Here is a 13,241-nt window from a genome sequence, read left to right on the forward strand (position 1 = left end):
TTTTATTGGCAATCGGTCGACCCTCAGGCGAGGTCGGTCAAGGGTAGCCGCATATAGACAGCGTCCTCACCGTACTCGTCCAACGATTTGGGAGTGTTGGCGGGCACAAAGCCCTGCTTGCGCCAGAAAGTCGGGGCATCCTGCACCGCCACCAGCCCGGCATACTCGTAGCCTTCCGCGCTGGCAAAGGCGAGGGCGGTTTCCAGCAGCCGCTGGCCAATGCCCTTGCCGCGCGCCTGTGCTGACACGGCCAGATCGTGCAGGTAGAACTCGTCGTTCCCCGCCAGCGTCTGCATGGGTACCGAGAGGGCGGGGGGCTGGTGGGCGCGCCAAGGATGGCAGAGCAGGTAACCCAGTACCTTGCCCTGATATTCGGCCACCCAACAACAGTCGGGAGCCAACTCGGCCTTGCTGCTCATGACCTCGAGGGGTTCAGGATCCAGCTGATGATAACACTCATCCTGAATGGCCATGATGGTGGGCCAGTCATTGGCCCGGGTCGTGCGTATCTGGATCATCGTCATGGGGCATCGCTGCTTGGGTGTGCTGATTACATAATATGTCTGTCAGCCAGCGTACCAGAATGCGTTCATGAACTGAATGACAACCTCCAAATGAGGCTCTTTGTGGCCGGTATTCTTAACGAGCGGTCTGCTTGCTGACCTGCTTGATCAGGTGATAACGCAGGGAAGGGGCATCCGCTGGCACGTCGTTGAGCCGCTCCTTGCTGACGGTCAGCTGGTACTGGTAGCCAGGTTCAAATTGAAAGCCTTCTATCTGCTGATAAAACAGGCTCCAGGCTTGCTGCTCATCGCTGCGAGCCTGCATGCACAGCATGGGGCCGACACCGACGCAGTCGACCAGCTGGCTGTTGATGTAGAGGGTTTCCCCTTGTAACGGGGTCGTCGGTGCGTTCTGACAGGCGGTAAGCAGCAGGGCGGCGCTGATGAACAGTGGTCTCATGATGGACTCCTTCTGATCGACAAGGGGGGCATTAGAGCGGTAAATAAAAAGGCGGTCAATGACCGCCTTGCTGACAAACCGTGTCGATTCAGTGCATCAACGCTGATCGAGCGGGGTGAATTCCCGTTGGGCCAAGCCGGTGTAGAGCTGACGCGGACGGCCGATCTTCTGATCCGGGTCCGAGTGCATCTCGTTCCAGTGGGCAATCCAGCCTATGGTGCGGGAGATGGCGAAGATCACGGTGAACATGGACATAGGGATGCCGATGGCCTTCATGATGATGCCGGAGTAGAAGTCCACGTTCGGGTAGAGCTTCTTCTCGACGAAGTAATCGTCCGACAGCGCGATGCGCTCCAGCTCCATGGCCACATCCAGCAGCGGATCCTTGATCTGCAGCTCTTCGAGCACCTCGTGACAGGTCTGGCGCATCACCTGGGCACGGGGATCGTGGTTCTTGTAAACCCGGTGACCGAAGCCCATCAGACGGAACGGATCGTTCTTGTCCTTGGCCTTGGCGATGAACTCGGGAATGCGATCCACAGAGCCAATCTCTTCGAGCATCTTGAGACAGGCTTCGTTGGCACCGCCATGAGCTGGTCCCCACAGGGAGGCGATCCCGGCGGCAATACAGGCAAACGGGTTGGCACCGGAGGAGCCGGCCAGACGCACGGTGGAGGTGGAGGCGTTCTGCTCGTGATCCGCATGCAGGGTGAAGATGCGGTCCATGGCGCGTTCGACGATGGGGTTGACCTTGTACTCTTCGGTCGGCACGCCAAACATCATGTGCAGGAAGTTGCCAGCATAGGAGAGGGCATTGCGCGGCTGCATGAATGGCTGACCGATGGAGTACTTGTAGCACATGGCGGCCAGGGTCGGCATCTTGGAGAGCAGACGGAAGGCACAGATCTCGCGGTGCTCTTCGTTGTTGATGTCGAGCGCATCGTGATAGAAGGCGGACAGCGCACTGACCACACCACACATGATGGCCATGGGGTGGGAGTCACGACGGAAGCCGCGGAAGAAGAAGGCGATCTGCTCGTGCACCATGGTATGGCGGGTGACCAGACGCTCGAACTCGGTGTACTGCGCCTTGGTGGGCGCCTCGCCGTACAGCAGTATGTAGCAGACTTCGAGGTAGCTGGCCTGGGTGGCCAACTGGGCGATAGGGTAACCACGGTGCAGCAAGACACCCTGATCGCCATCGATATAGGTAATGGATGATTTACAAGCACCGGTGGCCATAAAACCGGGGTCAAAGGTGAAGTACCCTTGCGCGCCCAATTTTCTGACGTCGATCACGTCGGGTCCGATAGTCCCAGACAGGATCGGTAGTTCTACCGGGTCTTTACCGGGCAGGTGTAGGGTGGCTATCTTATCAGCCATAGCACGTCTCCTTTGCTCTTTTATAATTTGATTCCAGCTCTACTTTATTACGAGTTTGATGACGCTGGCAAAGGTTCTGACCTGTACCAGGGGCAGCTGGAGCGCCCTATTTGAAACAGAGTTAAGGGGTGCTGTCAATTTTTCTGGATGAACATTAATGGCTTGTTAAATGAGTTGTGAGATCTGGTTTACGGTTTTGGGTTTTCTTTGTAGCTAATTGATTGTCATTGGTTAAGCCCGCCGATATACTGCGCCTCGTGGGTGATGGCTGTCGGTGTTTGAAACGCTTGTGCAAAGTCGGATGCGATATTGAAAATGTTGTTTTTGGCTTTTTTGAGTTGTTTTGGTAACAAAAACCTAGCAAATGCCACTCCGTGCCCTCATAAGCGTGTAAAAACAATAACTAACGTGCTCAATGGAGCTGAGTGGGCAAAGCCGTGAAAAATAAAAAGAGACCTGTAAACCTCGACCTACAGACGATCAGCTTTCCTGTCACCGCCATCGCTTCCATCTTGCATCGTGTCTCAGGGGTGATCACCTTTGTGGCGCTCTCTGTCTTGCTGTGGATGCTTGGTACTTCACTCGCCTCTCCCGAAGGATTTGAAACCGTGGTGTCCATCATGGACAACTTCCTGGTCAAATTCGTGTTGTGGGGGATCCTGACTGCGCTGGCGTACCACATTGTGGGCGGTCTGCGTCATCTGGTCATGGACATGGGCTATTGGGAAGAGCTGGAATCCGGTAATCAGAGTGCCCGTGTGGCCTTCGTGATCACCGCGGTTTTGGCGGTATTGGCGGGAGTACTGGTATGGTAACCAATTCTGCAACATTCGGGCGCAGCGGTGTTCATGATTACATCCTGATCCGTGCCACCGCCCTCATTATGACGGCTTACGTCCTCTATCTGGTTGGCTTTGTCGCGTTCAATGACATCAGCTACGAGGTGTGGACCGGCTTCTTCGCCAAAACCTTCACCAAGGTATTCACCCTGTTGGCGCTGCTGTGCGTATTGATCCATGCCTGGATCGGTCTGTGGCAGATACTGACCGACTATATCAAGCCGGTGGGGCTGCGCGGTGCGCTGCAATTTGCCCTGGTAGTGGTGCTGTTTGTCTATTTGATGACCGGCTTCGTTGTACTGTGGGGGGTGTAAGGTGACTATTCCAACTCGTGAATTTGATGCGGTCGTGATCGGTGCTGGTGGGGCCGGCATGCGCGCCGCGCTCTCGATTGCCCAGTCCGGCAAGAGCTGCGCTCTGTTATCCAAAGTCTTCCCGACCCGTTCTCACACGGTTTCTGCCCAGGGCGGGATCACGGTTGCGCTGGGCAATGCCCACGACGACAACTGGCAGTGGCACATGTATGACACGGTGAAAGGTTCCGATTATATCGGCGACCAGGAAGCGATCGAATACATGTGCAAGACGGGCCCCGAGGCCGTCTATGAGCTGGAGAACATGGGCCTGCCCTTCTCCCGCTTTGACAATGGCTCCGTCTATCAGCGTCCGTTTGGCGGCCAGTCCAAGAATTTTGGTGGTGAACAGGCGGCCCGCACAGCGGCTGCGGCCGACCGTACCGGTCACGCTTTGCTGCACACCCTCTATCAGCAGAACGTAAAGAACAAGACCACCGTCTTCTCCGAGTGGTATGCGCTGGATCTGGTGAAAAACCAGGACGGTCACATCGTTGGCTGTACCGCCATCGACATGGAGAGTGGTGAAGTCGTCTACTTCAAGGCCAAAGCCACTGTGCTGGCCACCGGCGGCGCCGGTCGTATCTACCAGTCCACCACCAATGCCCACATCAACACCGGTGACGGTGTCGGCATGGCGCTGCGCGCCGGGGTAGGGGTGCAGGACATGGAGTTTTGGCAGTTCCACCCGACCGGTATCGCCGGTGCCGGGGTGCTGGTGACCGAAGGTTGCCGTGGTGAAGGCGGTTATCTGCTCAACAAAGACGGCGAGCGCTTCATGGAGCGTTACGCGCCAAACGCCAAGGACTTGGCAGGCCGCGACGTGGTGGCCCGTTCCATCATGATCGAGATCCGCGAAGGCCGTGGTTGTGACGGTCCCTGGGGCCCGCACATCAAGCTCAAGCTGGATCACCTTGGCAAAGAGGTGCTCGAATCCCGTCTGCCGGGTATCTGCGAGCTCTCTCGCACCTTCGCCCATGTGGATCCGGTCAAAGAACCCATCCCCATCATCCCGACCTGCCACTACATGATGGGCGGCGTGCCGACCAACGTGAATGGCCAGTGTCTGACGCAGGATAAAGATGGCAACGACGTCCCCGTGGTCGGTCTGTTTGCCGTGGGCGAAATCGCCTGCGTCTCGGTACACGGTGCCAACCGTCTGGGCGGCAACTCGCTGCTGGATCTGATCGTGTTTGGCCGCGCTGCGGGCATGCACCTGGTCAACACCCTGGGTGAGATGGAACATGGCCGCGAGGCTTCCGAGTCTGATCTGGCCGCCGCGCTGGCCCGTTTCAATCGCTGGGAGAACAACCGCGACGGGGAAGATCCGGTTCAGATCCGCAAGGATCTGCAGACCTGCATGCAGAACAACTTCTCCGTGTTCCGTGAAGGGGATGCCATGGCCGAAGGGCTGGCCGAGCTGAAGCGCATCCGCGAGCGGCTGAAGAATGCCCGTCTGGACGACACCTCCAAGGAGTTCAACACCCAGCGCATCGAGTGCCTGGAGCTGGACAACCTGATGGAGACGGCGTTTGCCACTGCGGTGGCGGCCAACTTCCGTACCGAGAGTCGTGGTGCCCACAGCCGCTTCGATTTCCCGGATCGCGACGATGAGGGCTGGCTGTGCCATAGCCTCTATCATCCGGACACCGAGTCCATGACCCGTCGCGCTGTCAACATGTCTCCGAAAACCCGTGAGGCATTCCCACCCAAGGTGCGGACTTACTGACCAATGGCGGAGACAAGCACAATGAAGGTCACATTATCGGCGTATGGCTACATTCGCCGGTCTGTGCAGAGGTGGGAGGCCTTCCCATCTCGCTTCTTCAAGGTGCGGACTTAACGATTGCGGAGCCAAACACAATGAACGTCACATTCTCTGTCTATAGATACAATCCGGATGTTGATAACGTCCCCTATATGAAGGAATATCGTCTTGATATTCCTGAAGGTTCCGACATGATGGTGCTCGATGCACTGATCCAGCTGAAAGAGCTGGATCCCACGCTCGCCTTCCGCCGCTCCTGCCGCGAAGGGGTCTGTGGATCAGACGGTCTCAACATGAATGGCAAGAACGGTCTTGCCTGCATCACCCCGCTCTCCGATCTGCTGAAAAAGGGCAATAGCGTCATTATTCGCCCCTTGCCTGGCCTGCCGGTGATCCGCGATCTGGTGATCGACATGACCCAGTTCTACACCCAGTGGGAGAAGGTCAAACCCTTCCTCATCAACGATGAGAAATTGCCGCCCGTGCGTGAGCACCTGCAATCCCCCGAAGAGCGCGCCAAGCTGGATGGCCTGTACGAGTGTATTCTCTGTGCCTGCTGCTCCACTTCTTGCCCCTCCTTCTGGTGGAACCCGGACAAGTTCATCGGCCCGGCCGGGCTGCTCGCCGCCTATCGCTGGTTGGCCGACAGCCGCGACACCGCCGCCAGCGAACGACTGGGTAACCTGGATGACGCCTTCAGCGTGTTCCGTTGCCACGGCATCATGAACTGCGTGAACGTCTGTCCCAAAGGCTTGAACCCGACCAAGGCCATCGGTCAGATCAAGTCGATGCTGCTCAATCGGGCTGTTTAGTATCAGGGCCAGGGCGTCACGCGCCAGGCCCGACCTCTGGATAGCCATCCGTCCCCATGGCAGGATGGCTATTTAAACCCTACAAGCTGCGCTGCAGTGAACAAGATGTACAAGGGATAGAAATGCATAACGGCGTGATGAAGGCCTGGTTGGAGTCATCTCACCTGGCTGGTGCGAATGCAAGCTATATTGAGGATTTGTACGAATCCTTTCTGGAAGACCCCGAATCCGTAGCCGACGAGTGGCGCAGCCTGTTTGAACAGCTGCCTCAGGTCAATGGCCATGCGGTAGAACAACCTCATTCCCGAGTCCGCGATTATTTCCGTCGTTTGGCCAAGGATCCCTCCCGTTACAGTGCGGCTGTGTCCGATCCGCAAGTGGATGCGAAACAGGTACGGGTGCTGCAACTGATCAACGCCTTCCGCTTCCGTGGTCACCAGAATGCCAATCTGGATCCCCTGGGACTCTGGACCCGTGAAACCGTTGCCGAACTGGATCCTGCCTTCCACAACCTGCAGGGCGCCGACATGGAGGCCACCTTCAATGTGGGCTCCTACGCGATTGGTCGCGAGACCATGGTGCTCTCCGATCTCTACGCCTCGCTCAAGAAAACCTACTGCAGCAGCATAGGTGCCGATTACATGCACCTTACCTCCACCGAGGAGAAACGCTGGCTGCAGGACAGACTCGAATCCATCGAGGCTAAGGGCAGCTATAGCATTGAGGAGAAGACCCGTATCCTCGAGAGCCTGACCGCCGCCGAAGGGCTGGAAAAATACCTGGGCGCCAAGTTCCCCGGTGCCAAGCGCTTCTCGCTGGAAGGGGGCGATGCCATGGTGCCCATGCTCAAGGAGCTGATCCGTCGCGCCGGTGAGCAGGGCTGCAAGGAGGCCGTCATCGGCATGGCCCACCGTGGTCGCCTGAACGTGCTGATCAACGTGCTTGGCAAACGGGCACAGGAGCTGTTCGACGAGTTCGCTGGCAAGCATGGCGAGTCCTGGGGCACAGGGGATGTGAAGTACCACATGGGCTTCTCCTCCGATTTTGCGACCCCGGGCGGCAACGTCCACCTGGCGCTGGCGTTCAACCCGTCTCACCTCGAAATCGTCAACCCTGTGGTCATCGGCTCGGTCCGTGCCCGTATGGACAGACGGGGTGACAAGGATGGCTCCAGCGTCCTGCCCATCACCATTCACGGTGACTCGGCCATCGCCGGGCAGGGTGTGGTTGCCGAGACCTTCAACATGTCCCAGACCCGTGCCTATGGCGTGGGCGGGACTGTGCGCATCGTCATCAACAACCAGGTGGGCTTCACCACCTCCAACATGCGTGACGTGCGCTCCACCGAATATTGCACCGACATCGCCAAAGCGGTGCAGGCCCCCGTGCTGCACGTCAACGGTGACGATCCGGAAGCCGTGGTGCTGGTGACCCAGATTGCACTGGATTACCGCAACACCTTCAAACGCGACGTGGTGATCGAGCTGGTCTGCTACCGTCGTCACGGTCACAACGAGGCGGACGAGCCCAGCGCAACCCAGCCCTTGATGTACCAGAAGATCAAACAGCATCCGACCCCGCGCAAGATCTACGCCGATCAGCTGGTGGCGGAAGGCAGCATCAACCAGGAGCTGGCCACTACCCAGGTCAATGACTATCGCGATGCCCTGGACAAGGGGGAGCGGGTGGTCAAGGAGTGGCGGCCGATGGAGCTGCACTCCGTCGACTGGACCCCGTACTTGGGCCACGACTGGGCCATGCACTATGACGCCAGCCTGGCGCTTGATGAGCTCAAGTCACTGGGTGAGCGGGTCAGTCAGTATCCGGCTGCCCATGTATTGCAACGCCAGGTCGAGAAGATTTACGAAGACAGACGCACCATGGCCGCCGGTGACAAGCTGGTGGACTGGGGCTTTGCCGAGACCCTGGCCTACGCCTCGTTGGTAGCCAAGGGCTCGCGCATCCGCATCACGGGGCAGGATTCCGGCCGTGGCACCTTCTTCCACCGCCACGCCGTGCTGCATAACCAGAACGATGCCAGCACCTACACGCCGCTGTGCAATATCCACGATGAACAGGGTCCATTCGAAGTCTTCGACTCCGTCCTGTCTGAAGAGGCGGTACTGGCGTTTGAATACGGTTATGCCAGCGCCGAGCCGGCCGGCCTCACCATCTGGGAAGCCCAGTTTGGCGACTTCGCCAACGGTGCCCAGGTGGTGATCGACCAGTTCCTCTCCTCCGGCGAGCAAAAGTGGGGCCGTATGTGCGGCTTGACCATGCTGCTGCCGCACGGTTACGAGGGCCAGGGCCCGGAGCACTCCTCCGCCCGTCTGGAGCGTTATCTGCAAATGTGCGCCGAGCACAACATGCAGGTGTGCGTGCCCTCCAACCCGGCTCAGGTCTACCACATGCTGCGTCGCCAGGTGATCCGCCCGATGCGCCGCCCGCTCATCGTGATGTCGCCCAAATCCCTGCTGCGCCACCCGATGGCGGTCAGCAAGCTCGAAGAGCTGGCGCAAGGCACCTTCCAGAACGCCATCGGCGAGATCGATGCGCTGGATCCCAAAGGGGTCAAACGGGTGGTGTTCTGCTCCGGCAAGGTCTACTACGACCTGCTCGATGCCCGTCGCAAGGCCGAGCAGCATGATGTGGCCCTGGTGCGGATTGAACAGCTCTATCCCTTCCCGGAAGCAGAAGTGCGCGCCATTCTTGCCGATTACGACCACGTCACCGATTTTGTCTGGTGTCAGGAAGAGCCGCAGAACCAGGGTGCTTGGTACTGCACCCGTCACCACTACGATGGTGTGCTGCCAAGCGGTGCCCGTCTGCGTTATGCCGGTCGTCCGGCCTCGGCCTCTCCTGCCGTCGGTTACATGTCGGTCCACACCAAGCAGCAGAAAGCCCTGGTGGAAGACGCCCTTACTCTGGCCTAAGCCCTGAACAAGAAGTAACAAGGAACTGATTACATGACTATCGAGATCAAGGTACCGGACCTGCCGGAATCAGTGGCGGATGCCACCATCGCCACTTGGCACAAGAAGCCGGGTGATCTGGTTGCCCGTGACGAAGTACTGGTTGACATCGAAACCGATAAAGTCGTGCTGGAAGTCCCCGCGCCGGAAGCCGGCATCCTCGGCGACATCCTGCAAGCGGAAGGGGCGACCGTGTTGTCCCGCCAGCTGATCGCCACGCTCAAGCCAGCTCCCGTGGCCGGTGAAGAGACCAAAGAGAAGCCGGTAGACGCGGTTGCCGATGATGGCGCCGAGGCCTTAAGCCCCGCGGTACGCCGTCTGGTGGCAGAGCATGCCATCGACGTGACCAAGCTGACCGGCACCGGTAAAGGTGGTCGCATCAGCAAGGAAGATGTGGAAGCTTTCATCAAGGGTGGCAACAAGCCGGCCGCTGCGCCGGCCGCTGCTGCCCCTGTGGCTGCGGTAGCGCCGCTGGTTGGTCGCACCGAGAAACGTGTGCCCATGACCCGTCTGCGCAAGCGTATTGCCGAGCGTCTGCTGGAAGCCAAAAACACCACCGCCATGCTGACCACCTTCAACGAGATCAACATGGCGCCCATCATGAAACTGCGCAAGCAGTACGGCGAGATCTTCGAGAAGAAGCACGGCATCAAGCTCGGCTTCATGTCCTTCTACGTCAAGGCGGTAGTGGAGTCCTTGAAGCGCTACCCGGAAGTGAACGCGGCGCTGGATGGTGACGACATCGTCTACCACAACTACTTCGACGTCAGTATCGCTGTCTCCACCCCGCGCGGGCTGGTGACGCCCGTGCTGCGCGATTGCGACAACATGAGCCTGGCCGACATCGAGAAGGCCATCAAGGATCTGGCGGGCAAGGGCCGTGACGGCAAGCTGACCGTGGATGAACTGACCGGCGGCAACTTCACCATCACCAACGGTGGCGTGTTTGGCTCCCTGATGTCCACCCCCATCATCAACCCGCCGCAAAGCGCCATCCTGGGGATGCACAAGATCCAGGACAGACCCATGGCAGTCGATGGCAAGGTCGAGATCCTGCCGATGATGTACCTGGCCCTCTCTTATGATCACCGCATCGTCGACGGTCGTGAGTCGGTGGGCTTCCTGGTCTCCATCAAGGAGCTGCTGGAAGACCCGACCCGTCTGTTGCTGGATGTCTAGGCAATCAGCGACATTCCGAGCAAATTAGAAAGATAACGAGGGGCCGCCCAGGCCCCCATTCACAGGGGATTGAGAAACACGAGCCCCGGACGGAAATACCTACAACACGGATAGAGCATCTATGAATCTGCATGAATATCAGGCAAAAAAGCTGTTTGCCGAGTATGGCCTGCCGGTCTCCGAAGGTTATGCCTGTGCTACCCCGCAGGAAGCGGCTGAAGCGGCTGACAAAATTGGCGGCAATACCTGGGTCGTCAAGTGCCAGGTCCACGCTGGTGGCCGCGGTAAAGCGGGCGGCGTCAAGCTGGCCAAGAGCAAGGACGAGATCCGCGCCTTTGCCCAGAACTGGCTCGGCAAGAACCTGGTGACCTATCAGACTGACGCCAACGGTCAGCCGGTCACCAAGATCCTGGTGGAATCCTGCACCGACATCGCCAAGGAGCTCTATCTGGGCGCCGTGGTCGATCGTGGCAGCCGTCGCGTGGTCTTCATGGCCTCTACCGAAGGTGGCGTGGATATTGAAAAGATTGCCCACGAAACCCCGGAACTCATTCACAAGGCCGCCATCGATCCGCTGGTAGGCCCGCAGGCCTATCAGGCGCGCGAGCTGGCCTTCAAGCTGGGTCTGGTCGGCGATCAGATCAAGCAGTTCACCAAGATCTTCATGGGTCTGGGTCAGATGTTCCTGGATTGCGACTTCGCCCTGCTGGAAATCAACCCGCTGGTGATCACGACCCAGGGCAACCTGCACTGCCTGGATGGCAAGATCAACATCGACGCCAACGCGCTGTATCGTCAGCCCAAGCTGCGCGAGATGCACGACCCGTCTCAGGATGACCCCCGCGAAGCGCATGCCGCTCAGTGGGAGCTGAACTATGTGGCGCTCGATGGCAACATCGGCTGCATGGTCAACGGCGCGGGTCTGGCCATGGGTACCATGGACATCGTCAATTTGCACGGCGGCTCACCGGCCAACTTCCTGGACGTCGGCGGCGGCGCTACCAAGGAGCGCGTGACCGAGGCGTTCAAGATCATCCTCTCTGACAGCAAGGTGCAGGCCGTGCTGGTCAACATCTTCGGCGGCATAGTGCGTTGCGACATGATCGCGGAAGGCATTATCGGCGCGGTCAAGGAAGTGGGGGTCAAGGTGCCCGTGGTAGTGCGTCTGGAAGGCAACAATGCCGAACTGGGTGCCCGTAAACTGGCCGACAGCGGCCTCAATATCATCGCCGCAACGAGTCTGACTGACGCAGCTCAGCAAGTGGTTAAAGCAGCGGAGGCCAAATAATGAGCGTTCTGATCAACAAAGACACCAAGGTGATCTGCCAGGGCTTCACCGGCGGTCAGGGTACTTTCCACTCCGAACAGGCGATTGCCTACGGTACCCAGATGGTCGGCGGCGTGTCGCCGGGCAAGGGTGGCACCACCCACCTGGGCCTGCCGGTGTTCAACACCGTGCGTGACGCAGTCGAAGTGACCGGCGCCACCGCTTCCGTCATCTATGTGCCGGCGCCCTTCTGCAAGGACGCCATCCTGGAAGCCATCGACGCCGGTATCAAGCTCATCGTCACCATCACCGAAGGCATCCCGACCCTGGACATGCTCGAGGTCAAGGTGAAGCTGCAAGAGACGGGCGTGCGCATGATAGGCCCGAACTGCCCGGGTGTGATCACCCCGGGTGAGTGCAAGATCGGTATCATGCCGGGCCACATTCACAAGCCGGGCAAGGTGGGTATCGTCTCCCGCTCAGGCACCCTGACCTACGAAGCGGTCAAGCAGACCACGGACGAGGGCTTCGGCCAGTCCACCTGTGTCGGTATCGGTGGTGACCCCATCCCGGGTTCCAACTTCATCGACATTCTGGAGATGTTCCAGAACGATCCCAAGACCGAAGCCATCGTGATGATCGGCGAGATTGGCGGCAGCGCCGAGGAAGAAGCGGCGGCCTACATCAAGGCCCACGTCACCAAGCCGGTGGTCTCCTATATCGCGGGCGTGACCGCCCCGGCTGGCAAGCGCATGGGTCATGCGGGCGCCATCATCGCCGGTGGTAAAGGCACGGCAGCAGAGAAATTTGCCGCCCTGGAAGATGCCGGCGTGAAAACCGTGCGTTCCCTTGCCGATATCGGCAAGGCCCTGCGTGAAGTAACCGGCTGGTAAGTTCTTTAGCCTGTTATCTCTGAAACAAAATGCCGACCTGATGGTCGGCATTTTTTATGCCAAATGGTTTGACATGGTTGTTCATTTTCGCGAATTTAAGAATGATTTGTGCTGCGCCAGGGCTCGCAGAATTCGAGAAATAAGCCAATAGCGATGACGATTCGAGCTCATCCTCGAGTCTGAATGTTCGTCGCCACGAATGACATGATGCTTACTTGGCAAAGAGGATGTATGGAAATTTCATTGCTTGCGGACCATCCAGATGAAGTATCGAAAATAGTCGACTGGTATTTCGATGAATGGGCCTCTCATGTACAAGACGTTACGAAAGAGATGGTACGTAAAAAAGTTGAAATCAAAGCCTCAAATCGGGATATCCCATTTAGTCTGGTCGCACATGACGAGGAGGAACTGGTTGGAACATTGGAGCTGAAAATTCAGGAAAATAAAAAATACCCTGAATATGAGTTTTGGATCGGAGGCGTCTATGTTCCATCGGCGCATCGCCGAAAAGGTATCGCCAAAAAATTGATGAGCGCGGCTAGAGAAATGGCGGTTTCCCGTGGTGTTTCGACTTTGTACTTGCAGTGCGAAACACATAACGTTGACTTTTATCGTGACCAAGGCTTCAACGCGATACATCAATCAACCCATGGTCACTGGGAAACCACCATCATGGTATGGCATGCCGCCACATAAATATTGTTGAAAAAGCGTGTACTGCACTCGGTCAGCCTATTATACGCGTGAAAACCGTGCGGTCGTTCGCCGATATCGGCAAGGCCCTGCGTGAAGTCACCGGCTGGTAATGC

The 13,241-nt window shown here is 58.2% G+C and carries 12 protein-coding genes; 9 read left to right on the plus strand and 3 right to left on the minus strand.

The window, feature by feature from the left end; all coding sequences use genetic code 11:
• Positions 1 to 23: 23 nt before the first annotated feature.
• The 3 genes from WJM78_RS08780 to WJM78_RS08790 form a co-directional block, all read right to left on the minus strand.
• Positions 24 to 518 carry a GNAT family N-acetyltransferase gene (locus WJM78_RS08780; protein ID WP_339015805.1) on the minus strand — a complete coding sequence of 165 codons (495 nt, stop codon included), beginning with the start codon at positions 516 to 518 and terminating at the stop codon, positions 24 to 26.
• A gap of 121 nt (positions 519 to 639) precedes the next feature.
• The gene (locus WJM78_RS08785; protein ID WP_275930180.1) at positions 640 to 963 is read right to left on the minus strand and encodes a DUF4377 domain-containing protein; all 324 of its coding nucleotides are present in this window, start codon (positions 961 to 963) and stop codon (positions 640 to 642) included.
• Between the two features lie 96 nt (positions 964 to 1,059).
• A complete protein-coding gene (locus tag WJM78_RS08790; protein WP_339015164.1) occupies positions 1,060 to 2,346 on the minus strand; it encodes a citrate synthase in 1,287 nt (428 codons plus the stop codon).
• A gap of 425 nt (positions 2,347 to 2,771) precedes the next feature.
• On the opposite strand from WJM78_RS08790, the gene sdhC reads away from it, so the two are divergent.
• From sdhC to WJM78_RS08835, 9 genes are all read left to right on the plus strand, one after another.
• The gene (sdhC, locus tag WJM78_RS08795) at positions 2,772 to 3,161 is read left to right on the plus strand and encodes a succinate dehydrogenase cytochrome b556 subunit (protein WP_042035494.1); all 390 of its coding nucleotides are present in this window, start codon (positions 2,772 to 2,774) and stop codon (positions 3,159 to 3,161) included.
• Positions 3,155 to 3,499 carry a succinate dehydrogenase, hydrophobic membrane anchor protein gene (gene sdhD, locus WJM78_RS08800; RefSeq protein WP_042035496.1) on the plus strand — a complete coding sequence of 115 codons (345 nt, stop codon included), beginning with the start codon at positions 3,155 to 3,157 and terminating at the stop codon, positions 3,497 to 3,499. Before sdhC ends, sdhD begins: the two co-directional genes overlap by 7 nt.
• 1 nt (position 3,500) lies before the next feature.
• Positions 3,501 to 5,267 carry a succinate dehydrogenase flavoprotein subunit gene (sdhA, locus tag WJM78_RS08805; protein ID WP_042035497.1) on the plus strand — a complete coding sequence of 589 codons (1,767 nt, stop codon included), beginning with the start codon at positions 3,501 to 3,503 and terminating at the stop codon, positions 5,265 to 5,267.
• A 134-nt stretch (positions 5,268 to 5,401) separates the two neighbouring features.
• Positions 5,402 to 6,118 (plus strand): succinate dehydrogenase iron-sulfur subunit, encoded by a 717-nt coding sequence (locus WJM78_RS08810; RefSeq protein WP_065401783.1) that lies wholly within the window; start codon positions 5,402 to 5,404, stop codon positions 6,116 to 6,118.
• Positions 6,119 to 6,240: 122 nt separating this feature from the next.
• Positions 6,241 to 9,051: a 2-oxoglutarate dehydrogenase E1 component gene (gene sucA / locus WJM78_RS08815; RefSeq protein ID WP_042035499.1), complete on the plus strand. Its 2,811-nt coding sequence runs from the start codon at positions 6,241 to 6,243 to the stop codon at positions 9,049 to 9,051.
• 33 nt (positions 9,052 to 9,084) lie between these two features.
• On the plus strand, positions 9,085 to 10,269 hold the full coding sequence (gene odhB / locus WJM78_RS08820) for a 2-oxoglutarate dehydrogenase complex dihydrolipoyllysine-residue succinyltransferase (protein ID WP_339015168.1): 1,185 nt from the start codon (positions 9,085 to 9,087) through the stop codon (positions 10,267 to 10,269).
• A gap of 121 nt (positions 10,270 to 10,390) precedes the next feature.
• Positions 10,391 to 11,557, plus strand: coding sequence for an ADP-forming succinate--CoA ligase subunit beta (gene sucC, locus WJM78_RS08825; RefSeq protein ID WP_108537620.1), 1,167 nt, complete (start codon positions 10,391 to 10,393; stop codon positions 11,555 to 11,557).
• Positions 11,557 to 12,429, plus strand: a complete 873-nt coding sequence (gene sucD / locus WJM78_RS08830) for a succinate--CoA ligase subunit alpha (protein ID WP_108537619.1) — start codon at positions 11,557 to 11,559, stop codon at positions 12,427 to 12,429. The genes sucC and sucD overlap by 1 nt, the downstream gene beginning before the upstream one ends.
• Before the next feature lie 231 nt (positions 12,430 to 12,660).
• On the plus strand, positions 12,661 to 13,128 hold the full coding sequence (locus WJM78_RS08835) for a GNAT family N-acetyltransferase (RefSeq protein ID WP_339015170.1): 468 nt from the start codon (positions 12,661 to 12,663) through the stop codon (positions 13,126 to 13,128).
• The last annotated feature ends 113 nt before the right edge of the window (positions 13,129 to 13,241 follow it).

This window comes from Aeromonas popoffii (genome assembly GCF_037818705.1).
GTDB lineage: Bacteria > Pseudomonadota > Gammaproteobacteria > Enterobacterales > Aeromonadaceae > Aeromonas > Aeromonas popoffii.